Here is a 23,886-nt window from a genome sequence, read left to right on the forward strand (position 1 = left end):
GTACATAAAGTACGCTCCGCTGCGGTTCTCGGTATCAGCCATTCTCGACTCGGCCCGACCCTGACTCTCGCCATGCCTTGGCGCACACGCCTTCAGCGCTGCACCTTCACGCCGACGAAGATGCTGTTGGCGGTGTAGTCGCGGCCGGGCAGGTTACTGGTCAGCTTTTCGGTCCTTACCCTGCTGGTGAGGCCCGCATAGCGGTTCAGCCACCAGGTCAGCCCGGCCTCGGCGCTCAAGATCCTGTCATGGCCGTCAATGCCGACATAATCGCGCCAATCCAGGCCCAAGGCCGCATTCGCGGTAAGATTGGATCGGATCACGCGCTCGCCCGTCAGGCGTCCGGAGTAGAGGATATCGCCGCTTTCGCCCGATGTGGTCGTGGTCTCGACGGTGGTCTTGCCGGTCAAGCCGATGGTGGCGCCGCGCTGCGGCGACCATTTGAGGTCGGCATTGAGGGTGGCCCCCGAAATCGCTTCCAGGCTGTTGTCGTCGATCGCCTCTCTGAGCCAACCGGCCGAGAATTCGCCCGACAGCTTCTCGCCCATGTCGAGTTGCAAGCCGGCGCGGGCGCCAAGACGCGTCGAGGAGCGCTCGAAGCCTTCATTGTCGATGCGCTGGTCGTAGGCCCGGCGGCCGACCTCGATCTCGGTGAAGGGCGTGAGCGCGGGGGAGATCTCGTAGCCGGTGCGCAAGGTTGCAGTGTAGAGCGTATTGTCCTGATCTTTCTGCGACAGCGAGGTGCCGTCCGAGAGCTTGGCGTCACCATAGAAGTCGTGCGAGACCGCCCCGGTCAACGTATACTGCATCTTGCCGACGGCCTTTTCGACGCCGATGCTGCCGTCGACGGTCTGCCGCAGCGGCTGGGTGCTGACGCCAGCGATGGCATCGGGCGAGGACGCGGATTCCGGCACGGCTTCGTAGCCGAGCTTGGCGATGGCACGCAAGTCATTGTCGAGGTCGACATTGAGCTGGCCTTCGATGCGCCCCTGCGCATCGTGAACCGGGTAGCCCGACACGGTTTCACGGAAAATTCCGTAGCCGTCGATGGTCGCGGCGTTTTCACGCCAGTCGGAAGCGGCGGTAAAGCGCAGCGCCGTCTCGGACAGCAGCGCCGATGTGCCGGCACTGCTCGAATCGCCGTTCGTCGTCGCCGTCAGCCCCTGTTCGATGGTCGGCCGGATGATGAAGGAGCCCCATTTGACGCCGGTGGCGGCGAACGGATCGTCCTCGGCTTTCTTGTTCTGGCCCTCGATTGCAGCGGTGCGCTCGGCGCCAGGGTCGAGTTTCTGCCTGTCCACACTGTCGATGGTGAGTGCACGGCGATTGGCCGCTTCCTGATCCGCCGCGATATCGGCGGTGTCGTCGGTCGCGGCCGTCGTGGCGGTGGTGGTTGGATCCGTAGCCGCCATGGTGTTCTTTTTCTTCTTCTTTTTGTCGGCGACCTTGTCCTTTGCCTTGTCGGCCGCATTCTGCCTGGCGGTCGAAGCGCGGCGTGGCTTGGGCGGCGTGGGCGCGTCGGCGGAGGCATCGTCGCCGGCCTGGGGCGGGTCGAAGACGCTGGTGGTCGAGTTCGCGGCGTCCGCGTCGTCAGGCACGGCGCCGGCGCTGGCCGGCAGATAGGTTCGCGCCGGCGCATTGTCCTGCGCGGCCGCGTTGGCCGCCGCTTGCTGTGCAAGAACCAGGTTTCTCGCCTTGCGCTGCTGGTCGGACAGAATCGCCGATTCCGACACTTCTCCGCGCAATTCCGTTTCCTGGGCATGGAGTGGCGTGGAACGCAGCAAGGCAAGGATGCTGGTCGCCAGCAGCAAGGCGCAGATCGCCTTGCCCTGTCGTCCTCTCAATTTTTCTGGCTGGACCCCGGACATCGCCACCACTGCTTGCGCGGCGCACGCGCGCCATACTTACCGAACCGTAAATGGGGATGGTTAACGGAGGGTTGAGGGCGCGCGCAGGACTGGCTCCAAACGCGGATTTCCGCGGGCGCCAATGCGGGTCCGCCTCGTGCCTTCTATTTTGATCCTTGTCGTCGTCCCCAACGACCGCACACATCCGGCCGTCATGCAGAGGCCATTTCTGTTGGACAGGCGGGCGGCAAAGCGCTAATCGCATCACCCATGCATGCGAGATCTCTCGATAAGAAGCCTCTGGACAGGCAAGCGTCGATCGAATCGGCGCTGAGAACGGTAACAACCGAACAGGCGGGAATCGCGGCCCTTGCCGAGGCGCTTGAGAACGGACTGGCGGCACCCTTTGCCCAGGCCGTCGAGACGATCTCGAAGATCGAGGGCCGGCTCATCGTCACCGGTGTCGGCAAAAGCGGCCATATCGGTTCGAAGATCGCGGCGACGCTGGCCTCGACCGGCACGCCGGCCTTCTTCGTCCATCCCGTCGAGGCCAATCATGGCGATCTCGGCATGATCGCCAGGGACGACGCCATCATCGCGATCTCGTGGTCGGGCGAGAGCAAGGAGATGATGGGCATCGTCGCCTATTCCAGGCGCTTCTCCATTCCACTCATCGCCATCACCTCCGGAGAAACCTCGGCGCTGGCGCGCGCGGCCGACGTCGTGCTGCTTTTGCCGCGCACCCCGGAAGCCTGCCCGCATGGCCTGGCTCCGACGACGTCGACGCTGCTGCAACTGGTCATCGGCGATGCACTTGCGATCGCGCTGCTCGAGGCGCGCGGCTTCACGCCGGACCATTTCCGCACCTTCCATCCCGGCGGCCAGCTCGGCGCCAACCTGACCATGGTCTCCGAGATCATGCGGGTCGGCGAGCAGATGCCGCTGGCTTCGCTCGGCACCAAGATGCCGGAAGCGGTGATGACACTGTCGCAGAAGAAGGTCGGCTGCGTGCTGATCGTCGACGCCAATGGCGAGCTGGCCGGGATCATCACCGACGGCGATGTCGCGCGCAACCTGCACCGCAACCTGGCCGACGTCATCGTCGACGAGGTGATGACCCGCACACCCAAGACGGTCGACCCGCAGACGCTTGCAGGCACTGCGATCGCGCTGCTCAACGAGCACAATGTCGGTGCGCTGGTGGTGACCAGGAACAACATGCCGCTGGGCGTGGTGCATTTCCATGACCTGCTGCGCATCGGCGCCGCCTAAGATATTGATCTTCAGGTGAGGCCGGCCTGCGAGCGAAGGATTTCTGCGCTTCCGGCGTAGGCCGGAGCGCACGGACTTAATGTCCGCCCTGCTCGTCGCAAGAGCGACCCGAAACCAATCGTTCACGACTTGGCCTGACCTGAATCTCAATACTTTAGCGCGTTGGCACTCGCTGGAATTCAGACCCGCTCCACCGTCAGTTCCAGATCCGTGTCCGCGGCGCTTGTCACACGAACCTGAGTGCCGGCGGGCAGATCGGGGCCGGAGACACGCCACAGCGTGTCGCCGAGCTTGATGCGGCCACGACCGTCGCGGATCGGTTCGGCGAGCGTCGCCATCCTGCCGACCATCTGGGCGCCACGGCGATTGAGCAGCGGCTGATCGGTTGGCTGCTCGTGTCCGCCCATGAGTTTCTTGCCGACAAAGGCTGAAACCAGCGACAGCACGAGGAATAGCAGCACCTGGACCTGCCATGTCCAGATGGCGACATCCCAGATCAGCAGCGACACCGCGCCGACGATCAGAGCGGCGATGCCGATCCAAAGCATGAAGAAACCCGGTGCGATGACCTCTACCACCAGCAGCACGAAGCCCAGAACCATCCAGTTCCACGGCCCGAGTTCAGAAACGATGCGGTCGATCATGAGAGTGGCCTATCTCAGTTGTCGGAGGGCCTGACGACAGGCGGACGTGCCGCCTGCCTTTGCGCGCCGGTCGTGCCTTCGCTGCGAAAGACTTCCTTGGCGATTTCGCCGATACCCCCGAGCGAGCCGATCAGCGACGATGCCTCGAAAGGCATCAGCACGATCTTGCTGTTGGTGGCGGTGCCGATCTTGCCCAGCGCCTCGGTGTATTTCTGGGCGACGAAGTAGTTCAGTGCCTGGACGTCGCCCTTGGAGATCGCTTCCGACACCACCTGGGTGGCGCGGGCTTCCGCTTCGGCGGAGCGTTCGCGCGCCTCGGCGTCGCGGAAGGCGGCTTCCTTGCGGCCCTCCGCTTCGAGGATCTGCGACTGCTTGAGGCCCTCGGCGGCCAGGATCTGCGCGCGCTTGTTGCGCTCGGCGGTCATCTGGCGGCCCATCGATTCGATCAGGTTGGCGGGCGGGTTGATATCCTTGATCTCGACGCGGGTGATCTTGATGCCCCAAGGATGCGCGGCCTCGTCGACGACGCGCAGCAGGCGCTCGTTGATGGCGTCGCGGTTCGACAACAGCTCATCGAGGTCCATCGAACCCATGACGGTACGGATGTTGGTCATCGTCAGGTTGAGGATGGCGTTCTGCAGGCCGGCAACCTGATAGGCGGCCTGTGCCGCATTGAGGATCTGGTAGAAAGCGATGCCGTCGACACCGACGATGGCATTGTCGCGGGTGATGATCTCCTGGCTCGGAACGTCGAGCACCTGTTCCATCATGTTCATCTTGGCGCCGATGCGGTCGACGAACGGAAAGATGAGGTTCAGGCCGGGGCTCAGTGTCTTGGTGTAACGACCAAAGCGTTCGACGGTATAGTTGTATCCCTGTGGGATTGTCTTGATGCCCTTGAACAGCACCAGTACGACAAGCGCCACCAGAACAACGACCGCAATATCGAAACCACTGAAATCCATTTGGCCCTCCCTCATGGGCAGGCCGCGCGAGCCATTCCCGCGCAACCGGCTTCACCAAAGACTTAAGTGTGTTTCAGGAACGTTACAATCAGGTGATGAGGGATTGTTTGTGGGTATGCACTCAGCGGTTGAAGGCAAACAGGCTTGCATCCGTGTCTTCAAGCCCGCCGATCGAAGCAGAGATGATCTCGGCGGCGATGCGCGAGAAGGTAATGCCGTTGCCGCCATAACCCATCACGGCATGGATGCGCGGGTGCCAGGGAATGGCGCCGATGTAGGGGAGGCCAGTGGTCGTGGTGCCGAAGGAGCCGGTCCAGGCAAAGTCGGGCCGGGTGTCGAGGTGCGGAAACATCAGGTCGAGTTTTGCGGCAATGCGGGCGCTTTTGTCGGCTATCAGCTTATCGCGCCGCGTCTCGTCAAGGAATTCCTCGTCCTCGCCGCCGCAGATGACCCGGCCATCGGCGGTTGCCCTGACATAGAGGTAGGGATCCGACGCCTCCCAGATGAACGCCGCGCCCGGCCAGAGCTTCCGTGGTTGCGGACATGTCGCAATCGCCCATGTCGAGATGACCCGGTGAGCGGCCGCCGGCACGATGTCGATCAGCTCGTAACCGGTGGCCAGGACAACATGCCGTGCCGTGATGGTGGGGCCGTCCGTGGTTGCCACCACCACCTCATCGGCGCTGTCCTCGATCGCCGTCGCTTCGACGGGAGCGTATAAACGTGCCTTGCGCTCCAGCGCCTTGAGCAGCAGCCCTGCCGTCAGCTTGCGAGGGTCGAGCGCGATGTTGCCATGGCTCAGGATGGCGCCACCCCGATCGATGCCGAATGCTCCGGCCAATGGCGCCGATGTAAGATAGGTCGCGCCGATGCCGGCCATCTGTCGCGCCTCGGTTTCGTCCCGGAGTTCCGATGGGCCGAGCACGGTGCCAGCCAGATAAAGCGATTGGGTGCGGCTTATGCTGCAGTTGATGCCGAGTTCGGCGATGCGGGCGGCAAGGTTGGAAACGGCTAGCCGGGAGCGTCGCCAGGCCTGCCGTGCCTGGCCCTTGCCGATCATCCTCGAGAGCGTTGAAAGCGGCTGGTCGATCTCGAATTGCACAAGCGCGGTTGTTGCCGCCGTCGATCCTTTCAGCGGCCCACGCCGGTCGATGCAGATCACGGCGTGAGCGCCGGCTGTCAGCGCCTCGGCCATCATGGCGCCGCTGATGCCCATGCCGACGATAAGCACATCGGTCTTGACGTCCCGGGTCAGACTGCCAGTCGGTACCGCGGGCGCCCGATAGGCGGACCAGACGGGCCGGCCAGTGCTGAGGTCAAGTTTGCGGAGCATTGAGTTCTCCGGAGGCGCTGCTCAACGCTCCGGAGCTGGTGTTGTTCCGGCATCAAGCCCAGCCTGACAGCTCGCGCCGTACCATCGCTTCGATCACCGCCATGCCTTCAGGGCTGTCATTCAGGCATGGTATGTGGGCGAAGTTCTTGCCGCCGGCATGGTGGAAGGTCTCGGCCGCTTCGCGGCCAATCTCATCCAGCGTCTCGATGCAGTCGACTGAAAACCCCGGATTGACGATGGCGATCGACTTGACGCCGTCCTTGGCCAGTTTCTCCACAGTCTTGTCGGTGTAGGGCTGCAGCCATTCTTGCGCCCCGAAGCGTGATTGGAAGGTGGTGATCAGTTTTCTTTCGTCCCAGCCGAGCCTGTCGCGCAGCAGCCGCGTCGTCTTCAGGCAATGGCAATGATAGGGATCGCCCTTCTCAAAATAGGGTTTTGGAATGCCGTGATAGGAGGCGATGACCACCTCGGGCTGGAAATCCAGGGTCGCCAGGTGCCGTTCGATCGAACTGGCCAGCGCCTCGATGTAGACTGGCTCATCATAATAGGGCGGCACGCTGCGGACGGCAGGTGCCGCCCGCATCTTCATCAAGGCGCGAAACAGCTGGTCGTTTGCGGTGGCGGTCGTCGTCGCCGAATATTGCGGATAGAGTGGAAAGCTCAGGATGCGATCGCAGCCTTGTGCGACCAGCCTTTCGGCGACGCTCGACGTCGAAGGGTTGCCGTAGCGCATCGCCCAGTCGACGACCACGTTGGGCAGATCGCGTAGCGCCTCGGCCAGTTTTTCACCTTGTGCGCGGGTATAGGTTCGCAAAGGCGACTCGTTCTTCTCCCGGTTCCAGATCCTGGCGTAGTTGGCGCCCGACTTCTTCGGTCGCGTGGTCAGCACCAGTCCATAGAGGATGGGATACCAGATCGCCTTGTTGAGTTCGATAACGCGTGGATCAGACAGGAACTCCCTGAGATAACGCCACATCGGCCTGAACTCGGTGCCGTCGGGTGTTCCAAGGTTGACCAGCATGACCCCTATCTTGCCGATCTTGACGGGGGGATGCCCGACCGGTCGTGGGCCAGGGGCTTTCGCGGCTTTGGGATCGACAATAGTGGAAAGCGGCATATGGGTCTCCGAGACGTGAACCTAACCATCCTGCAGGAGCTTTCAATGCCGCGTCTGGCCGCACCTTGCAGCATGTCGCGGAGGATAGGATTCGCCCGACCTGCCGTAAGCTTCTGATAACCGAGGACACCTCCGGGCGACATGCATCAGGCCATGGAGATATAAACCCGCCCGGTTCCCCGGGCGGGCGATGTGGCGGAGCTGGACGAAATTACTTCGCCGGGATGGTCAGTGTCGCGCCCGGCATAAGCCGATGCGGCCTTTGGCCCTTGTTCGCCTCATAGATGAGCTTCCACTCGGTCGCATCGCCATAGGCCTTCTTCGCCAGATCCCAGTAGGTATCGCCGGTCACGACGACATGATTGCCGGTGGCTGGTGTGGCTTCAGCGGGCTTTGCCGGCTCGGCGGGCGCGGGCGTCGCCGGCGCAGTGGCCGGCGCGGGAGTGGTCTCGGCAGGCTTCGCCGGTTCGGCAGGTGCCGGCGGGGCCGGTGATGCAGGCGCGTTTTCCGTCGATATGGCTGGCGGCGTGTTGGCGATATCGCCTGAGTTGGCAGGCAATTCCGGCATTGCCGGTGCAGCCGGTTTGGCAGCCTCGGCCGGTGCCGGCGCTGCCGGTGCGGTCTCCGCCGGCTTTGCTGGTTCGGCGGCGGGAGCTGCCGCTGTCGTCGCGGCGATCTCGGTGATGCGGCCGTCGAGCTTCGGCGTATAGGGTCGGTGCGCGCCGAGATAGTCGGCCACGACCTGTTCGAGGCCAGGGCCGTAGTCATAAGCGTTCTTGGCCTTTTCGGCGAAGACCTTGTAGCCGTCGCCGCCCTGGCGGACATAGTTGTTGGTGGCGACCAAATAGTCCTTGGTCGGATTTATCGGCGTCCAGGCGCCATTTTCCATCACCTCCACCGACTTGACGCGGCCGGCATTGGGTGCGACCGATCTGTCGAAGGAATATTTGAGGCCCGCCACCTGCGGGAAGCGGCCGGCGCCGTCCTCGATCTGGCTAAGCCCGCCTTCGAGGCCTGCGACCAGGTCCTTGCCGGAAATCTGGAAGGTCGCCAGCGTGTTCTGAAACGGCAGCACGGTCAGCACCTCGCCCATGGTGACGGTGCCTTTATCGATGGAAGCGCGCAGGCCGCCTCCGTTGGAAATGACGATCTCGACGCCCTGTCCCTTGACGCGGTCGAGGATGGCGTCGGACACGAGATTGCCCATCGCGCATTCCTTGGCGCGGCAGCTTTCGCGGCTGCCGTCGATGACGTCGGTGGTCTCGGCCACTTCCTTGTTCTTCAAGGCCTCGATCGGCGCGCCAAGCTCCTTGATGCGGGCGAGCACGGCCGGGTCCGGCGTGATCGATTTGTCGAGATAGATCGGGTCGCCGCTTGCCGATTTGGCGACGCCGTTGTCGTCGAACACCACCTTGAACTCGCCGAGGTATTTCGAATAGGACGCCGCCTGCACCACCGGCACCTTGTAGCCGCCGGGGTTGTCGACCATGGTCGGGTAGGGGCCAGCCGCCTTCGGATCGGTATTGGACAGAAGCGTGTGGCTGTGGCCGCCGACCACGATGTCGATGCCAGGGATCTTGGCGATGACGTCGCGCTCCCTGTTGTAGCCGATATGGGTCACGGCGATGATCTTGTCGACGCCTTCTCCCTTGAGTTTCTCGATCTCGGCCGTGATCGACTTGACGTCGTCCTCGATTTTGATGTTGGGGCCGGGGGAGGCGAGTTCGGGCGTGTCGTTGGTGACGGCGCCGATGATGCCGATCTTTTGGCCGCCGACCTCGACGACGATCGACGACTTGACGCGGTCGCCGAGCTTGGACTGCGCGTTGGCCTTGACGTTGGCGCCGAGCACCGGGAACTTGATCATGTCGAGGAACGGCGCCAGCGCCGCCTCGCCGTCGTCGAATTCATGGTTGCCGAGTGCCATGGCGTCGAACTTCATGTCATTGAGGAACTCGCCTTCGACCTTGCCCTTGTATGTCGTGTAGAACAGCGAACCCTGGAAATTGTCGCCGGCGCTGAGCAGCAACACGTTCTGGCCTTCCAGCTTCTTGCGTTCCTGGGCAATGGCGGTGATCAGCCGGCCGGCGCCGCCGATGCATTCGCCCTTGGTCTCCTCCTCGGCCGAGCAGGTCGATTCGTATTTGTTGTTGCCTTCGATGCGGCTGTGCCAGTCATTGATGTGCAGGATGTTCAGTGTGTAGTCGGCAAAGGATGCGCCGGCCGACAGGCCAAGCGTCGAAGCGGAAAGGGCGGCAATGGCGGCAAGCTTCTTCATCTTCGTCTCCCGGTAGGCTGATCAGAGGCGTCTGGCGCCCTTGCTTGACTGGGTATTACAGCCAGCCTTTCGATCATGTTCCCATCGCGTTCGGGCCGACGCAAGCGGAAATGCGGCGGTATCTCCAGGCGCGAAACCTGGGGTATTTGCCGGCACAAAAAAACGGCGGCCGAGGGGCCGCCGTCGTTCTTTGTGACTGGAATGTTCGCCGAGTTCAGGTGCGCCGTGTCAGCACGAAATTCTGGCCGGCGGAGCTGGTGCAGTTGAGCTGGCTGGTCGACACCATCAGGCAATTGAAGCTTACCGGGGTTTGGCGGATCAGCGAGGTGCCGTTGATCTGTACCGACGTGGCGCCGGTCATCGTGTAGCTGCCATCGGCAAGCTTCTGTCCCGTGTCGGTGGCGACGGTCGTGAAGGTGCCGCCGGTGAAGGTCGACAGGCCGGTGCCCTTGGCATCGATCCAGGAACCTTCGACCCCTTTCGGGGCGGCGGCCATGGGCGGCGTATCTGGGCCGCTGGTGGCACAGGCAGCAAGCATCGAGGCAAGGGCGCCCGCCAGGCCCGTCGAAAGAACTTTGCGCGCAATCGTCATATGAAATCCTCTCCAAACGCGTCGTCCCAGAAATCGGGCCGATTTCTGGGAATTGACGCGAACGTCCAAAGTGCCGGGGTATGCTTTAGGCGTTCAACGGACGCACATCGCCACCCCAGGCCGCCTCCCTTCAATCGCCCGATTTCCGGGCGATTGCAAGGCAATGGCGCATAGTCCGGGTGGTGCTATCGGACGAGGATGTTGCGGAATTGCCACGGGTCGCTGCGGTCGAGGTCCTCCGGGAAGAGACCCGGGCGTCTGTCGAGCGGCGTCCAGTCGGTATAATAGCCCTTGACCGGCCCGAGATAGGGCGACTGCACGTCCAGGCAGCGTTTGTAATCCATCTCGTCGGCCTCGACGATGCCGGCGGCGGGATTCTCCAGTGCCCAGACCATGCCGGCCAGGACAGCCGAGGTGACCTGCATGCCGGTGGCGTTCTGGTAGGGGGCCAGCTTGCGCGCTTCGGCGAGTGACAGCTGCGAACCATACCAGTAGGCATTCTTGTCATGGCCGTAGAGCAGGACGCCGAGTTCGTCGACACCGTCGACCAGTTCGTTCTCGTCGAGCACGTGGTGCACCGGCTGCGGCTTGCCGGCGGCACCGAACATCTCGTCCAGCGACAGCATCGCATCGTTGCAGGGATGGTAGGCGTAGTGGCAGGTCGGGCGGTATTGAACCTTGCCCTTCTTGGAGCGCACGGTGAAGAAATCGGCGATCGAGATCGCCTCGTTGTGCGTTACCAGCAGGCCATATTGCGGTCCCGGCGTCGGGCACCAGGAGCGCACGCGGGTGTTGGCGCCGGGCTGCTCCAGGTAGATCGCGGCCTTGGAGCCATGCTTGTGCTTCTTGCCGTTCTTGGGCATCCAGGTCTCATGCGTGCCCCAGCCGAGCTCGGCTGGCTGCAACCCCTCGGAGATGAAGCCCTCGACCGACCAGGTGTTCCAGAACACATCTATCGGCTTGGGCTTCTTGGTCCGCTGGGTGTCGCGCTCGGCGATGTGGATGCCCTTGACGCCGGCCTTCTTCATCAGCTTGGCCCAGCCCTCGCGGTCGTCCTGCGATGGCTCGGAGAATTCCATGCCAAGATCGGTGGCGAGGTTGACCAGCGCCTGCTTGACGAACCACGACACCATGCCGGGATTGGCACCGCAGGTGGATATCGCGGTGGCGCCGCCCGGCTTGTCGTGCTTTTCCTTGATCAGCGCCTCGCGCAACGCATAGTTGGTGCGGCTGGCGTTGTCGGCCTTGGCGTCGAAATAGAAGCCAAGCCAAGGCTCGACGACGGTGTCGATATAGAGCACGCCGAGCTTGCGGCAGAGCCGCATCAGGTCCACCGAGCCGGTATCGACCGACAGGTTGACGCAGAAGCCCTGGCCACCGCCATTGGTCAGAAGCGGCGTCAAAAGCTTCTTGTAGTTCTTCTCGGTCACCGCTTCCTGGACGAAGGCGATGCCGCGCTCGTCGAGCAGCTTGCGATCGGTATCGCGCGGGTCGAGGACTGTCATGCGCGACTTGTCGAACTTGAAATGGCGCTCGATGAGCGGCAGCGTTCCGCGTCCGATCGAGCCGAAGCCGATCATCACCACGGGGCCGGTGATCTCACCGTAAACGGGCCAGTTTTCATTCGCCATTTTATCGGGCACTCCTTCAACTGCGTTCAAAAGCCGGGCAACTGCGTTCAAAAGCTGGGCAACTGCGTGCAAAAGCCCGGCATTTTCGCGCAACGGCCATGCGCTACATCACAGATCATTGTCATAAACCAGCGAAAAGCGCCAACCAGCGACTACGCGTCCTTGGCCATTTGGTTAAGGACAGCGATCAGCCGATCGCGATCCGATGTCAGGCCCTTGTAGTCGAGCTGGGCGACATCGAGCGCTTCGAGCTGCGCGGCAAAGGACGCTGCCAGCGTCGCCCGGTCCGGGTGCCGCGCTAGCACGGCGAGCGGGTCGAGATGGATGCGGATGGTGAACAGGATGTCGCGTGAGGCGGGCAGTTTGCGCAGCGTCTGGCGCTCGACCCGGATGAAGGCGTGCGTCTTCACGTCACCGTCGGGGAAACGCGTCGGCCGGCTGGTGGCGCGGTCGATGCGCTCGATATTGGACAGCGGATGGTAGAGTGCATCGCCTGATTGGATCGACCAATTGTAACGTTCGACGGCCTGGCCCTGCAGGCCATCGAACATCCGGTTGATCAGATCGGCCGGCCTTGTGCCTGGGCCGAAGCCCGGCACCGGCTCGTGGATCTGCTGCAGCGGCTTGCCGAATTTTTCGACAAGCGACCAGGACGAGGGAAAGCACAGCGAACCCGCCGCGAGCCGCCAGCCATCTTCGCCCCGCCGCATGAGGATCAGGTCCTCCTGGACCAGCAGCGAGGCCACGACGAGGGGGGCGCCGGCGAGGCTGGAGGGGATCGTGGGACGGCTCGTCGCACCCACGACCGCAACGCCCGCATCGCTGCGCCGGTGGGTGTCGGGAAATCTTTCCGGCAGGTAAGCGCCGAGCAGTTCGAGCACTTCCTGCTGGGCGTCACGCGTACCGTCCTGCTCGACGAAGACGCGTTCAGGGATTTCGGCATAGAGCCGGCGCTTTTTAGCGAGGTAGGGCAGCAAATGGCCGTCTACCTCGATCCAGTTCGCGGGGTCGAGCGGCTTCAGCCCGATGGTGAAGAGTTTCGACGAGCCGTCATACGGCGTGTGGGCGGGTAGGGACGTCATGCCTCAGATCAGTTTGACTTCAGATTAGTTTGGCCGGGATCAGCCCGCGCAGCGAATTGCCGACGAACAGCGCCTTGGCGGATTTCAGGTCATTCAAGCTGTAGATCGCTTCACTGGCGCGGCCTTCATCCAGAAGCGCGCCGCGCAGTACGCCAGGCAGCAGGCCGCAATCGAGCCGGGGCGTTGCCAGCACGCCGTCGCCGAAATCGGCGAAGACATTGGTGATCGTGCCTTCGCAGATCTCGCCGCGCTCATTGGCCAGCAGCACCTCATCGGCCTGGGTGACGAGGTATTCGGAGCGGGCATGGGTGTAGGGCTGCCGCCGGCTGGTCTTGTGGCGCAGCAGCATGTTGCTCGAATCGAGCCTCGTCCGCGCCAGCCGCAGTGCCCACACCTTGTCGGCGGCAAGCGGTTCATAGGGCTGCGCCGAGGCGTTGGCCTGGCCATTGCGCGACAGGGCGAGCCGCGTGCGCATGGCGACGGGCGATCGATCGACCGCGTCGCTCAGGGCCTCGCCAACCCTTTGCGGATCATAGCTGAAGCCCAGTTCCGCCGCCGAGCCATAAAGGCGCGCAAGATGGCGATCGAGGCGCAGGAAGCCCGAGGCGGGCTCCCAGCGCATGGTCTCGATCAGCTCGAAACCGGCGGTGTCCCCGTCGCGAAACGGGCTTTGAGCAAACACTCCTGATACTCCTCTTCCGCGACCGAATCGAAGACGATGCCGCCGCCGACATTGTAGACGGCCTCGCCGCTGGCAAAGAGCGAGATGGTGCGGATCGCCACGGAAAAGCGCATCGTGCCGCCGGGCGCGATCCAGCCAATGGCGCCGCAATAGACATCGCGCGGCGTGGCCTCCAGATCGTGCAGGATCTCCATGGCGCGAATCTTCGGCGCGCCGGTGATCGAGCCGCAGGGAAACAGCGCCGCGAACACCTGTCGTATCGAGAGGCCGGGCAGCAGCTTGGCCCTGACGTCGCTCACCATCTGGTGCACGGTCGGGTAGGTCTCGATGCGGAACAGTTCCGGCACCTCCAGCGTGCCGACCTCGCTGATCAGCGATATGTCGTTGCGCAGGAGGTCGACGATCATCCGGTTCTCGGCCTGGTTCTTCTCGTCATTGCGCAGGAAATTCTTCTGCCGCTCGTCCTCGTCCGCGGTTGCGCCGCGCGGTGCGGTACCCTTCATCGGATGCGTCTCGATCATCCCCGCCGCATCGATCTCGAAGAACAGTTCGGGCGAGCGCGACAGGACGATCGGGTCGCCCAGCGCGATCAGGGCGCCATATTTCACGGGCTGGCGTTCGGTCAGTGCGTCGAAGGCGGCGAGCGGATCGCCGGACCATTGCGCGTGCACCGGAAAGGTCAGGTTGCCCTGGTAGCAATCGCCTTGCCTGATGTGCCGATGCAACCGCGAGAACCGCTTCTCGTAGTCCTCGAACGACCACGTTGCCCTTGCGTCGAAGATCGGGCCGTTGGTCGGCGTGCCTGGCGGCGGCACCGCTTCTTCATCAGGAGCATCGAAGACCCCGAGGCAGACCAGCGGGGCCCGGCGCCGACCCGGCAGCAAGGGAACGAGTTTCGGTTCGAGCAGGTAACCGGCCTCGTAGGAGAAATAGCCGGCCAGCCATTTGCCGGCATCGTGCGCGGCCTGCGCCGCTTGCAACGCCGCCGGGAAGTCTTTGGCCTCATGCGCAACGATGACATCGGCCGGCCGCTTGAAAACGAGCTGGCGCGCGCTTTCGTCGTTGCGGAAAATTGCTGCGGGCAGGGACATGGGAACCGGGATCGATGGAGCTGACGATCGCTCTATATAGGGGGCCGGGCGCGCGCAATCGAGGGAACGGCACCCTGTCCCTCAAAGCCGACCTTTGCCGGATCGAACCTTGCCGACAAAAGAAAGCGGCGGCGCCCTTGGCGCCGCCGGTCGCATGGCCTCTGTATCCGTCGTTCAGGTATTGCTGGCGGTTCCGGCCGTCGGAAACTGCTTGGCGAATTCGGCCTCGTTGCCAGCGGCGAGCAGCTTGGCCTGCTCGATCCAGCGTTCGCGCGCGATGCGGCCGTCGAAGTTCATCACCTCCTCGATCCGCTTGATGTCGGCTGGTGTCCAGCCGGCGATCTGGGCGTATGTGGTGACGCCTTGCGCCTTGAGCAGCTTTTCGTTGACTGGGCCGATGCCGATCAACCGGCGCAGATTGTCGGGCTTGCCCGACGCCGGCTTGGCCGCTGCCGGTGCGGTCTTCTTTGCAGCGGGTGCTGCCTTGGGCACGGTCGAAGTCTTCGCCAGAGCCTTGGTCGTCGGAGCCTTGCTCTGCGAAGCCATGGCTGCCGGTGCCGAAGCAGTTGCGAGTTTGGCGGCCGCGGGCTTCGGTGCTGCCTTTGCCGGGGCCGCCTTTGCGGCGGCTGGCTTGGCTGCCGCCGCACCGGATTTTGCAACGGCTGGCGTCGACATCAGGGCTGCCGGTGGCTGACTTGACGCCTTTGCTCCGCCGGTGCCCGACGAGGCCTGGGCCTCGCGCAGCTGACGCTCGAGGTCGGAGCGGCTCTTGCCGCATGCACTGAGTTCGCCGGTCAGGCGGTCGCTGTCGGCGCGCAGCTTGTCGCGCTCGCTGCGGGTGCGATCGAGGTCGCCGCGAAGACTGTCGAGCTCACTGCGCAGGCGCCCCCAGATGAACCAGCCGACCAACACGCCTACCAACAACGCCAGGACCACGTAGAAAAAAGTGCCCATTGTCTCTCTCCAGTCAGATCCGTCTGCCGTGGGTCATGGCCTTCGGCCCAGGACTACTCGATGATGGTTCCGCGGTTCGCGGAACAGCCGGCTTCGGTCAAGCTGTCGGCGATCGGCTTTGCCTGCCCATGGCCAACGGCCGTTGTCGCGTTCGCCTGATCGCCACGGCCGGCTGAGATTTCCCTCGCCGATCCGCATGCGCTCCGGCTGAGCTTAAACGGAAAGCTACCATAGAGCTTGCGGAAAGCTATGGGAAAACGTCGATGTAGAGTTCTTCAAGAACAAATATTTAGGGCAAGAAAAGTGCGGCCCGAACATGCATTCCGGCTAAACTGTTCTTGCCGGGCGAGAGGCGTCTCAATCGTCGAGCGTTTCCAGTTCGTCAATCAGGCCGCCGATGACGCCGAGCCCGATCTGCCAGAAGGCCGGATCGGTGGCGTCGAGGCCGAAGGGCGCCAGAAGCTGCGAATGATGCTTGGTGCCGCCGGCACGCAGCATCTCGAAATATTTGTCCTGAAAGCCGCGTTCGGCATTCTGGTAGACGGCATAGAGCGAGTTCACCAGGCAGTCGCCGAACGCATAGGCATAGACGTAGAAGGGCGAGTGGATGAAGTGCGGAATGTAGGTCCAGAACACCTCGTAGCCCTCGCGCAACTTGATCGCCGGTCCGAGGCTTTCGGCCTGCACCTCCAGCCAGAACTCGCCCAGCCTGTCGGATGTCAATTCGCCGTTGCGACGCTCGGCATGCACCTTGCGCTCGAATTCATAGAAGGCGACCTGGCGCACCACGGTGTTGATCATGTCCTCGACCTTCTGGGCGAGCATGGCCTTGCGCTCGCGCCGGTCGGTGGTCCGCTCGAGCAGCGAGCGGAAGGTCAGCATCTCGCCGAAGACGGATGCCGTCTCGGCCAGCGTCAGCGGCGTCGAGGCCATCAGCGCGCCCTGGCCGGCGGCCAGCACCTGATGCACGCCGTGCCCAAGTTCATGCGCCAGCGTCATCACGTCGCGCGGCTTGCCCATGTAGTTGAGCAGCACATAGGGGTGAGCCGAGGGTACGGTCGGATGTGCGAAGGCGCCCGGCGACTTGCCCGGACGCACCGGCGCGTCGATCCAGTTGCGGTCGAAGAAGGTGCGCGCGATCTCGGCCATCTCGGGCGAGAAGCGGTGATAGGCCGACAGGACCGTGTTCCTGGCCTCATCCCAGCCGATCACCGCCTGCGGCGTCTCCGGCAAGGGCGCGTTGCGGTCCCAGTGGTTCATCACCTTCATGCCGAGCCAGCGCGCCTTCATCGCATAATAGCGGTGCGACAGGCGCGGATAGGCCTCGCGCACGGCGGTGGCGAGCGCATCGACCACGCCGCGTTCGACGCGGTTGGCGAGGTGGCGTGAATCGGCAATGTCCTCGAAGCCGCGCCAGCGGTCCGAAATTTCCTTGTCCTTGGCAAGCGTGTTGGTGATCAGCGTAAAGGTGCGCAGGTTCTTGCGGAAGGTCGTGGCCAACGCCTCCGAGGCGCGGCGGCGGACCTCGCCGTCGGCATCCTGCAAGCGATTGAGGGCCGGCTCCAGCGTCAGTTCCTCGCCGTCGATATCGAAGCGAAGATCGGTCATCGTCTCGTCGAACAGGCGGTTCCAGGCGCCGCGCCCGGTTATCGATTTCTCGTGGAAAAGCTGCTCGACACGGTCCTCGAGCTGATAGGGCTTGTCCATTCTGAGATCGAGCACCCACGGGCGGTAATGCCCGAAGGCGGGATCGGCGGCCAGCGCGCCCTCGATCGCCGCATCGTCGATCAGGTTCAGCTCGAGCGCGAAGAACAACAGATGCGCGCTGGCGTCGGTCATCTTCTCCTGGATGTCGCCATAGAGCTTGGCGCGCTGCGGATCGGCGGTATTGCCGGCATAGACGAGGCCAGCATAGGAGACGATACGGCCGATCAGTTCCTCGAGCGCCTCGTATGCGGCCAGTGCCTCGCCCAGCCTGCCGGTACTGCCGCGCCCGGCCTCGGCGGCGAGCGTGCCTTTCCAGCGGGCCTCGAATGCGACGGCGTCGGCCGCCGCCTTGGCAATGTCACGCTTCAGTTCCGGCGCGTCCATGCCGGCATAAAGGTCGGCGAGGTTCCATTCCGGCAGATCGCCAAGCCCGGCAGCGCCCTGACCGGACGCTGGCGCTGCAATCCGCCGATCAAACATCATGCGCATCGAGATACCTTCTTTGAATCAAATGGCCTGGGTTGAATCACGTGGCCGCAATCACGGAGCCGGACTCAACGGGAATGGAGAAGCCGGTCAAATCCTAAGGAATTCGTTCACCGGGTTTTTTGAAACCTTATTTAGAACCCTGTGCCAAGATGATCCATGGGGTTTTCGGGCGCGGGCGAAGCAAGACAGTCATGACAGGTTCCATACTCATAGTCGATGACGATCCCGTGCAGCGCCGGCTGCTCGAGGCCGCGGTGACGCGGTTCGGCCATACCGCGATCGTTGTGGATGGCGGTACCGCCGGCCTCGAAGTTCTCGACGGGCCTGGCGCCCGCGATGTCTCGGTCGTGATCCTCGACCTGGTCATGCCCGGTCTCGACGGCATCGGCGTGCTGAAGGCGATGCGCGAGCGCGACATCAGCGTGCCGGTCATCGTGCAGACCGCGCAGGGCGGCATCGAGACCGTGGTTTCGGCGATGCGCCACGGCGCTTTCGATTTCGTCGTCAAGCCGGCTTCGCCCGACAGGCTGCAGGCCTCGATCTCCAATGCGCTCAAGGTCGAGGCGGTGGAGGGCGAGGTCAAGCGCACGTCGCGCAAACGCGGCGGGCTGCTGACCTTCAGAGACATGATCACCCACAGTCCGGCCATGGACCGGGTGATACGTCTCGGCCAGAAAGCGGCGGCCTCTCACATCCCGATCCTGATCGAGGGCGAGTCGGGCGTCGGCAAGGAATTGGTGGCGCGCGCCATCCAGGGCAGCGGCGACCGCCGCTCGAAACCCTTCGTCACCGTCAATTGCGGCGCCATTCCCGACAATCTGGTGGAATCCATCCTGTTCGGCCATGAGAAAGGCTCGTTCACCGGCGCCACCGACAAGCACACCGGCAAATTCGTCGAGGCGCATTCCGGCACGCTGTTCCTCGACGAGATCGGCGACCTGCCGCTCGACGTCCAGGTCAAGCTGCTGCGCGCCGTCCAGGAAGGCGAGGTCGATCCGGTCGGCGGCCGCTCGACCGTCAAGGTCGACATCCGGCTGATTTCGGCGACGCACCGCAACCTCCTGCAACAGGTCAAGGACGGCAAGTTCCGCGAGGATCTGTTCTACCGGCTGAACGTCTACCCAATCTTCGTGCCGCCGCTGCGCGACCGCCGCGACGACATTCCCCATCTGGTCACGCATTTCATGGAGAAGGTGGCGCCGGCCGACCCGCGCCATCGGCTGAAAGGCATTTCGGCGGCAGCACTTGCGGTGCTGCAGGCTTATGACTGGCCCGGCAACATCCGGCAGCTCGAAAACGCCGTCTTCCGCGCCTCGGTGCTGTGCGAAGGCGATGTGTTGACCGCCGATGACTTCCCGCAGATCCGCGCGCAGGTGGAAGGCACCCTCAATCTCGACGCGGACGACACGTTGGAAGCAAGCAGCGTTGCGCCGCCGCCGTCGCTGGAGCCGCGCGACGAGGACGTTGTGCCCGACGAGACCGCTCCGGCGGCTGTGCTGCCGGCCGGGGTCCAGGCCCGCTTCGGCACGCTGCGGGCGCTCGACGAGCGCGGCAATGTGCGTGCGCTGGCCGATGTCGAGCTCGAAATGATCAAGCTCGCCATCGATCACTACAATGGCCAGATGAGCGAGGTCGCCCGCCGGCTCGGCATCGGTCGCTCGACGCTTTACCGCAAGCTCAAGGAATATGGCATCGACCCGGAAACCGGCCGCGTCGACAGGCTTGCTTCCTGAGCCGCAAGGCAGGCACCAGTTTCCCTCGTCATTATATGGTTCGACAGAGCGCCGTCGCCGGATAATGGCGGCGCTCGACGGGGTATTGTTCACGCATTGAGGCCGGCGGTAACAGATCGTGTTCGGCCCAAGCCGGAATCCTGATCTAAACCAGCGGTTTACCAAGAAACCTTGCGGACAATTTTTGACGGGATATCGCCATGGTCTTACCGCATTTTGGCTTCAATAAGCGATGATTAACCATTAGGATCGATATTCGGATGTGAAAACGACACGTCCGTTTGGGCAAATCCGGGGACAAACGGCAGCCTGCAAGGCCTTTTGATTTGAACAGAATCGAACGACTCACAAACGGGCGGCACTATCATTTGAGCGTCTGGCCGAGATGGTTGGCGGCGGTGATTGTCGCATTTGGTTTTGTTGCCGCGGCCGCCACGGGCGCCCAGGCCGAAGTTCGTTCGCTGAAGCTCTACCATCTTCACACGCATGAGAAGGCGGAGATCGTCTACAAGCGCAATGGCCGCTACGTTCCCGAAGGCCTGAGGAAGATCAACATCATTTTGCGCGACTGGCGTCGCAACGAGCCGACCAAGATGGACCCGCGTCTGCTGGATCTGGTCTGGGAGGCGTATCGGGAAAGTGGCGCCACCGATTATATCCAGGTCGTCTGCGGCTACCGTTCGCCGTCCACCAATTCGATGCTGCGCAGCCGCAGCCGCGGTGTCGCCGAGAAGAGCCAGCATATGCTTGGCAAGGCGATGGATTTCTACATTCCCGGCGTACCGCTAAAGAAGCTGCGCAACATCGGCCTCAAGATGCAGGGCGGTGGCGTCGGCTATTACCCGACCTCCGGTTCGCCATTCGTCCACATGGATGTTGGCAATGTGCGCCACTGGCCCGGCATCAGCCGCCAGGAACTGGTCAGCCTGTTCCCCAATGGCAGGACGCTGCATGTGCCGAGCGATGGCCGGCCGCTGCCCGGCTATGAACAGGCGCTGGCCTCCTACAAGTCGCGCAAGGGTTCGGGCACACCGAATATCGAAGTGGCCAGCGCCGGCGGCAGCGGCAAGAAATCCGGCGGGTTCCTCGCTGCCTTCTTCGGCGGCGGTGGCGATGACGAGGCCGACGACAGCGCAGACGTCGAGACCGCTTCGGCCGCACCCGCGCCCAAGGCTAGAAATCTGAAGCCGGCCGCGACAGCCAAGAGCGGCAACCTGCCTGGCATCGCCATCGTGGCCCCCGAGAATGCCCAGCGCGCCGACATTCCGCAGATTGCCGACGAGCAGGCTCCGGAACCGGAGAAGGACACGCCGGAGACAATCATCGCGGCGCTGCCGGCCAAGGAAATCCCACTGCCCGATTTCGCGCCTCGGCCGAAGGCCGATGTTGGCGCACAGACGCCTGAAAACGTTCCCTTCGCCACGGCGGATGCGACGACCACCACGGAACAGGCCGTGGCGACCGCGCAGGCGCCGGCGAACATGCCTTTCGGCAAGGCCGATCCGGCGCTGGCAGCGGCAGCGGCGGCCGATCCGGCGCAGGTCGCCGTCAACAATATCCCCTTGCCGACATGGCGTCCCGAACGCACGCTGCCGGCGGATCTCGCGCCGCCGCCCAGCAAGGATGTGCTGATGGCGCTGGCCGAAACGGCTGACCAGGGCAAGACCGCGACGGATGCGTTCTCCGTGCTGCCGACGGCGCGTCCCGAGCCGGCCAAGCCGGATGCCGTCAAGGCCGTGCTCGACGAGGCCAATGCCAAGGCCGGCGCCGCCGACGAATATCAGCTCGCCTCGCTGTCCGTAGAACCGCGTTCGGCCTTCAACGATCCGTCCGGTGTCGATGCGGCGTCGCCGCGCCAGGCTGTTGCCGGCCGGCCGGCCGGTTCGGATCCGGCCGCGGCAATCGGCGCCGGTGTGAAGACGACCCGCAAGGAAGCCAGGGCCACCGCCCGCGATCAGAAGCCTGGCCCCAAGGCCGTAGTGGTTGCCGCAGCGCCGCAGGCCGCCCGCTGGGCACTGACCAGCGGCGAGAACGTCGCCACCGTTTCGAGTGCGACGACCGCGCCGGGTTACGCCTACAACATCGTGCATACGCCGCCGAGCGAGGTCTATACGGCCGGCTTCCAGCAGGACAATCAGGTGGCCGACGCCAATCGCTTTACCGGCAACGCCGTCAAGTTCCTGTCTGTCGCCCGCTTCCAGACGAAGTAACGAACAGGCCGCAGTATGAGGCCGCGCCGGGCGACCCGCGCGGCTTTTTGCTGTCCCAGCGTGCGATGCATGCGGCCTCCGACCCCTGAGGATCACGCGCGGCTGAACTTCTCGTGAAGCGGGAACGGCCCGCTCATTTCCGGTTTAGTGTGGGTACGCTCCAACCCGAGGATATTCATGAAAAAGATTCTACTGGCATCAGTTATGGCGCTGGCGGCAGCATCGGCCGCGATCGCGCCATCACAGGCGGAGACCGTTGTCGTCAAGACCGACAATCATATGCACATGATGAAGAAGCACTGCCGCACCAGGGTGGTGACGCACTGGCGGCACCATCACAAGGTGACGGAGACGGTCAAGGTCTGCAACTGATCGCAGTCTGGACTAGCCAGTCAAAAAGGCCCGGTCGACGCTCGTCGGCCGGGTTTTTCATGCCGTGCGGAAAGACGCTATTTCCCGAGTTCGCTGGCAGCGCGTGCGAGCGCTTCGATCTGGTCCCACTTGCCGGCCTTGACCATGTCGTCGGGCGCCACCCATGAGCCGCCGACGCAGATGACATTGGACAGGCTGAGATAATCGGCCGCGTTCTTGCCGGTGATGCCGCCGGTCGGGCAGAACTTGACGTCCGCCAGCGGCGAGGCAAAAGCCTTGAGCGAAGCGATGCCGCCGGACTGTTCGGCCGGGAAGAATTTCAGGAAGCGCAGGCCGGCTTCGCGCGCGGCCATGATCTCGCCGGGCGTGATGGCGCCGGGCAGCAGCGGAACCTCGCTGTCGGAGGCGGCAGCCAGAAGCTCGCGGGTGATGCCGGGGCTGACGATGAAGCGCGAACCGGCCGCGGCCGCTTCGTCGAACTGGCTGGCATCCAGAATGGTGCCGGCGCCGACGATGGCTTCCTCGACTTCGCCCGCCACGCGACGGATCGCTTCGAGCGCATCCGCGGTCCTCAGCGTGATCTCGATCGCCGGCAAACCGCCACGCGCCAGGGCACGGGCCAGCGGCACCGCATCGGCAACGTTGGCGATCTTCAACACCGGAATGACCGGCTGGCCATTGAGGAGCGACAGGAGGTTCTCGGTCTTGCTGGACATTCGGTCTCTCCTTGTCGGGGGCGTATCGAAGGGAATTTCAACCGATTAGCAGACAGGTATTGCCCTGTCCACGGAACCCATCGCGGCGCGATGTCACGCGTTGCCGCTCAGCTTAAAGGTTCTTTCCCGACAGGGCCATGACAGACGGATCGAACCCGTTTCACTTGAATCGGCTTCTACTAGCGTCTAGTTGCTCTGGCAATGACAACACTGCCCGCGCCATCCCAGCCAGCCCGCGTCGCCGCGCTCTACCGTTTTGCCCGGCTCGATGCTTTCGAAGCGTTGCGCGCTCCGCTTGCGGCCTTCTGCTGCGGGCGCGGCATCAAGGGCACGCTGCTCCTGGCGCATGAGGGCATCAACGGCACCGTCGCCGGCAGCGACGAAGCGATCGCCGCGCTGATCGAACACATCGAAGCGATCGACGGCCTGTCGGGTCTCGAGGTCAAGTACAGCAGTGCCGCGGCCATGCCTTTCCACCGCATGAAGGTGCGGCTGAAGCGCGAGATCGTCACCATGGGCGTCGAGACCATCGACCCGGCGGCAAGTGCGGGCACCTATGTGGAGGCGGGCGACTGGAATGCGCTGATCTCGCAAGCCGACACGATCGTCATCGATACGCGCAACGCCTATGAGGTCTCGATCGGCAGCTTCAAGGGCGCCGTCGACCCGGCGACGGCGAGCTTTCGCGAATTCCCGGCCTGGGTGGAAGCGCATCGGGCGGATCTCGAAGGACGCAAGGTGGCGATGTTCTGCACCGGCGGCATTCGCTGCGAAAAGGCGACCGCCTATGTGAAGTCACTCGGCTTCGAGGACGTGTTCCACCTCAAGGGGGGCATCCTCAAATACCTTGAGGAGGTTCCAGCGGAGCAGAGCCTGTGGCAAGGCGAGTGCTTCGTCTTCGACGAGCGGGTTTCGGTGTCGCACGGCCTCACCGAGGGTGATGCGGAGCTTTGCCGTGCCTGCCGCCATCCGCTGACGGCAAGCGAGCTGGCTTCGCCTCGATATGCCGCCGGCGTTTCTTGCCCGCATTGTTTTGACGCCCGCTCGGACGAAGACCGGAAGCGCTACGCGGAGCGGCAGCGACAGGTCGAGTTCGCGCAAGCGCGGGGCAGGGGACCGCACATCGGGTCCTGATCGAGGGCGCCGGGGCCGGGCAAACCGGGGCACTGTC

Annotated in this window: 19 protein-coding genes; 5 read left to right on the forward strand and 14 right to left on the reverse strand. The window is 63.7% G+C overall.

Annotated features, from left to right (window positions below):
- Nucleotides 1-92: 92 nt before the first annotated feature.
- A complete protein-coding gene (locus FJ527_RS11095; protein ID WP_181166329.1) occupies nt 93-1,868 on the reverse strand; it encodes an outer membrane beta-barrel protein in 1,776 nt (591 codons plus the stop codon).
- Between the two features lie 249 nt (nt 1,869-2,117).
- On the opposite strand from FJ527_RS11095, the gene FJ527_RS11100 reads away from it, so the two are divergent.
- Entirely contained in the window at nt 2,118-3,119 is a 1,002-nt protein-coding gene (locus FJ527_RS11100; RefSeq protein ID WP_140619376.1) for a KpsF/GutQ family sugar-phosphate isomerase, read from the forward strand.
- A gap of 179 nt (nt 3,120-3,298) precedes the next feature.
- Here the strand turns inward: FJ527_RS11100 and FJ527_RS11105 are convergent, their stop codons facing one another.
- From FJ527_RS11105 to FJ527_RS11160, 12 genes are all read right to left on the reverse strand, one after another.
- Nucleotides 3,299-3,763, reverse strand: coding sequence for an NfeD family protein (locus FJ527_RS11105; RefSeq protein WP_140823116.1), 465 nt, complete (start codon nt 3,761-3,763; stop codon nt 3,299-3,301).
- 14 nt (nt 3,764-3,777) lie between these two features.
- Nucleotides 3,778-4,728: an SPFH domain-containing protein gene (locus FJ527_RS11110; protein ID WP_015315843.1), complete on the reverse strand. Its 951-nt coding sequence runs from the start codon at nt 4,726-4,728 to the stop codon at nt 3,778-3,780.
- 121 nt (nt 4,729-4,849) lie between these two features.
- The gene (locus tag FJ527_RS11115) at nt 4,850-6,061 is read right to left on the reverse strand and encodes an FAD-binding oxidoreductase (RefSeq protein WP_140823117.1); all 1,212 of its coding nucleotides are present in this window, start codon (nt 6,059-6,061) and stop codon (nt 4,850-4,852) included.
- A gap of 52 nt (nt 6,062-6,113) precedes the next feature.
- The gene (gene hemH / locus FJ527_RS11120; protein ID WP_015315845.1) at nt 6,114-7,178 is read right to left on the reverse strand and encodes a ferrochelatase; all 1,065 of its coding nucleotides are present in this window, start codon (nt 7,176-7,178) and stop codon (nt 6,114-6,116) included.
- A 211-nt stretch (nt 7,179-7,389) separates the two neighbouring features.
- Nucleotides 7,390-9,456 (reverse strand): bifunctional UDP-sugar hydrolase/5'-nucleotidase, encoded by a 2,067-nt coding sequence (locus FJ527_RS11125; RefSeq protein ID WP_140823118.1) that lies wholly within the window; start codon nt 9,454-9,456, stop codon nt 7,390-7,392.
- A gap of 214 nt (nt 9,457-9,670) precedes the next feature.
- Nucleotides 9,671-10,048 (reverse strand): hypothetical protein, encoded by a 378-nt coding sequence (locus tag FJ527_RS11130; RefSeq protein WP_023770500.1) that lies wholly within the window; start codon nt 10,046-10,048, stop codon nt 9,671-9,673.
- 185 nt (nt 10,049-10,233) lie between these two features.
- On the reverse strand, nt 10,234-11,679 hold the full coding sequence (locus FJ527_RS11135; RefSeq protein ID WP_140823119.1) for a homospermidine synthase: 1,446 nt from the start codon (nt 11,677-11,679) through the stop codon (nt 10,234-10,236).
- A gap of 152 nt (nt 11,680-11,831) precedes the next feature.
- Nucleotides 11,832-12,761, reverse strand: a complete 930-nt coding sequence (locus FJ527_RS11140) for a DUF3445 domain-containing protein (protein WP_140823120.1) — start codon at nt 12,759-12,761, stop codon at nt 11,832-11,834.
- A 19-nt stretch (nt 12,762-12,780) separates the two neighbouring features.
- Nucleotides 12,781-13,443 (reverse strand): aminotransferase class IV family protein, encoded by a 663-nt coding sequence (locus FJ527_RS11145; protein ID WP_140823121.1) that lies wholly within the window; start codon nt 13,441-13,443, stop codon nt 12,781-12,783.
- On the reverse strand, nt 13,392-14,534 hold the full coding sequence (locus FJ527_RS11150; RefSeq protein WP_140823122.1) for an aminodeoxychorismate synthase component I: 1,143 nt from the start codon (nt 14,532-14,534) through the stop codon (nt 13,392-13,394). Before FJ527_RS11150 ends, FJ527_RS11145 begins: the two co-directional genes overlap by 52 nt.
- Nucleotides 14,535-14,708: 174 nt before the next feature.
- Entirely contained in the window at nt 14,709-15,488 is a 780-nt protein-coding gene (locus FJ527_RS11155; protein WP_140823123.1) for a proton-conducting membrane transporter, read from the reverse strand.
- Between the two features lie 357 nt (nt 15,489-15,845).
- Entirely contained in the window at nt 15,846-17,684 is a 1,839-nt protein-coding gene (locus FJ527_RS11160) for a M3 family oligoendopeptidase (RefSeq protein WP_181166330.1), read from the reverse strand.
- 191 nt (nt 17,685-17,875) lie between these two features.
- Between FJ527_RS11160 and FJ527_RS11165 the strand changes: the two genes are divergently transcribed.
- The 3 genes from FJ527_RS11165 (at nt 17,876) to FJ527_RS11175 (ending at nt 21,999) form a co-directional block, all read left to right on the forward strand.
- Nucleotides 17,876-19,417 carry a sigma-54 dependent transcriptional regulator gene (locus FJ527_RS11165; RefSeq protein WP_140823124.1) on the forward strand — a complete coding sequence of 514 codons (1,542 nt, stop codon included), beginning with the start codon at nt 17,876-17,878 and terminating at the stop codon, nt 19,415-19,417.
- A 398-nt stretch (nt 19,418-19,815) separates the two neighbouring features.
- A complete protein-coding gene (locus tag FJ527_RS11170) occupies nt 19,816-21,627 on the forward strand; it encodes a DUF882 domain-containing protein (RefSeq protein ID WP_246677706.1) in 1,812 nt (603 codons plus the stop codon).
- Between the two features lie 177 nt (nt 21,628-21,804).
- Nucleotides 21,805-21,999, forward strand: a complete 195-nt coding sequence (locus FJ527_RS11175) for a hypothetical protein (protein WP_140721389.1) — start codon at nt 21,805-21,807, stop codon at nt 21,997-21,999.
- 77 nt (nt 22,000-22,076) lie between these two features.
- Here the strand turns inward: FJ527_RS11175 and FJ527_RS11180 are convergent, their stop codons facing one another.
- Nucleotides 22,077-22,715, reverse strand: coding sequence for a 2-dehydro-3-deoxy-phosphogluconate aldolase (locus FJ527_RS11180; RefSeq protein ID WP_140823126.1), 639 nt, complete (start codon nt 22,713-22,715; stop codon nt 22,077-22,079).
- Nucleotides 22,716-22,916: 201 nt separating this feature from the next.
- Between FJ527_RS11180 and FJ527_RS11185 the strand changes: the two genes are divergently transcribed.
- A complete protein-coding gene (locus FJ527_RS11185; RefSeq protein WP_140823127.1) occupies nt 22,917-23,849 on the forward strand; it encodes a rhodanese-related sulfurtransferase in 933 nt (310 codons plus the stop codon).
- The last annotated feature ends 37 nt before the right edge of the window (nt 23,850-23,886 follow it).

Origin of the sequence: Mesorhizobium sp. B2-4-18 (assembly GCF_006441385.1) — a bacterium.
Taxonomy (GTDB): domain Bacteria; phylum Pseudomonadota; class Alphaproteobacteria; order Rhizobiales; family Rhizobiaceae; genus Mesorhizobium; species Mesorhizobium australicum.

What these genes read in the sequence shown, in the direction of transcription:
- FJ527_RS11140 (WP_140823120.1), bottom strand. Translation starts at nt 12,761, where the DNA reads ATGACGTCCCTACCCGCCCACACGCCGTATGACGGCTCGTCGAAACTC.
- FJ527_RS11110 (WP_015315843.1), bottom strand. Translation starts at nt 4,728, where the DNA reads ATGGATTTCAGTGGTTTCGATATTGCGGTCGTTGTTCTGGTGGCGCTT.
- FJ527_RS11135 (WP_140823119.1), bottom strand. Translation starts at nt 11,679, where the DNA reads ATGGCGAATGAAAACTGGCCCGTTTACGGTGAGATCACCGGCCCCGTG.
- FJ527_RS11115 (WP_140823117.1), bottom strand. Translation starts at nt 6,061, where the DNA reads ATGCTCCGCAAACTTGACCTCAGCACTGGCCGGCCCGTCTGGTCCGCC.
- FJ527_RS11160 (WP_181166330.1), bottom strand. Translation starts at nt 17,684, where the DNA reads ATGCGCATGATGTTTGATCGGCGGATTGCAGCGCCAGCGTCCGGTCAG.
- FJ527_RS11130 (WP_023770500.1), bottom strand. Translation starts at nt 10,048, where the DNA reads ATGACGATTGCGCGCAAAGTTCTTTCGACGGGCCTGGCGGGCGCCCTT.
- FJ527_RS11175 (WP_140721389.1), top strand. Translation starts at nt 21,805, where the DNA reads ATGAAAAAGATTCTACTGGCATCAGTTATGGCGCTGGCGGCAGCATCG.
- FJ527_RS11105 (WP_140823116.1), bottom strand. Translation starts at nt 3,763, where the DNA reads ATGATCGACCGCATCGTTTCTGAACTCGGGCCGTGGAACTGGATGGTT.
- FJ527_RS11180 (WP_140823126.1), bottom strand. Translation starts at nt 22,715, where the DNA reads ATGTCCAGCAAGACCGAGAACCTCCTGTCGCTCCTCAATGGCCAGCCG.
- FJ527_RS11125 (WP_140823118.1), bottom strand. Translation starts at nt 9,456, where the DNA reads ATGAAGAAGCTTGCCGCCATTGCCGCCCTTTCCGCTTCGACGCTTGGC.
- hemH (WP_015315845.1), bottom strand. Translation starts at nt 7,178, where the DNA reads ATGCCGCTTTCCACTATTGTCGATCCCAAAGCCGCGAAAGCCCCTGGC.
- FJ527_RS11185 (WP_140823127.1), top strand. Translation starts at nt 22,917, where the DNA reads ATGACAACACTGCCCGCGCCATCCCAGCCAGCCCGCGTCGCCGCGCTC.
- FJ527_RS11095 (WP_181166329.1), bottom strand. Translation starts at nt 1,868, where the DNA reads ATGTCCGGGGTCCAGCCAGAAAAATTGAGAGGACGACAGGGCAAGGCG.
- FJ527_RS11150 (WP_140823122.1), bottom strand. Translation starts at nt 14,534, where the DNA reads ATGTCCCTGCCCGCAGCAATTTTCCGCAACGACGAAAGCGCGCGCCAG.
- FJ527_RS11100 (WP_140619376.1), top strand. Translation starts at nt 2,118, where the DNA reads ATGCATGCGAGATCTCTCGATAAGAAGCCTCTGGACAGGCAAGCGTCG.
- FJ527_RS11155 (WP_140823123.1), bottom strand. Translation starts at nt 15,488, where the DNA reads ATGGGCACTTTTTTCTACGTGGTCCTGGCGTTGTTGGTAGGCGTGTTG.
- FJ527_RS11165 (WP_140823124.1), top strand. Translation starts at nt 17,876, where the DNA reads ATGACAGGTTCCATACTCATAGTCGATGACGATCCCGTGCAGCGCCGG.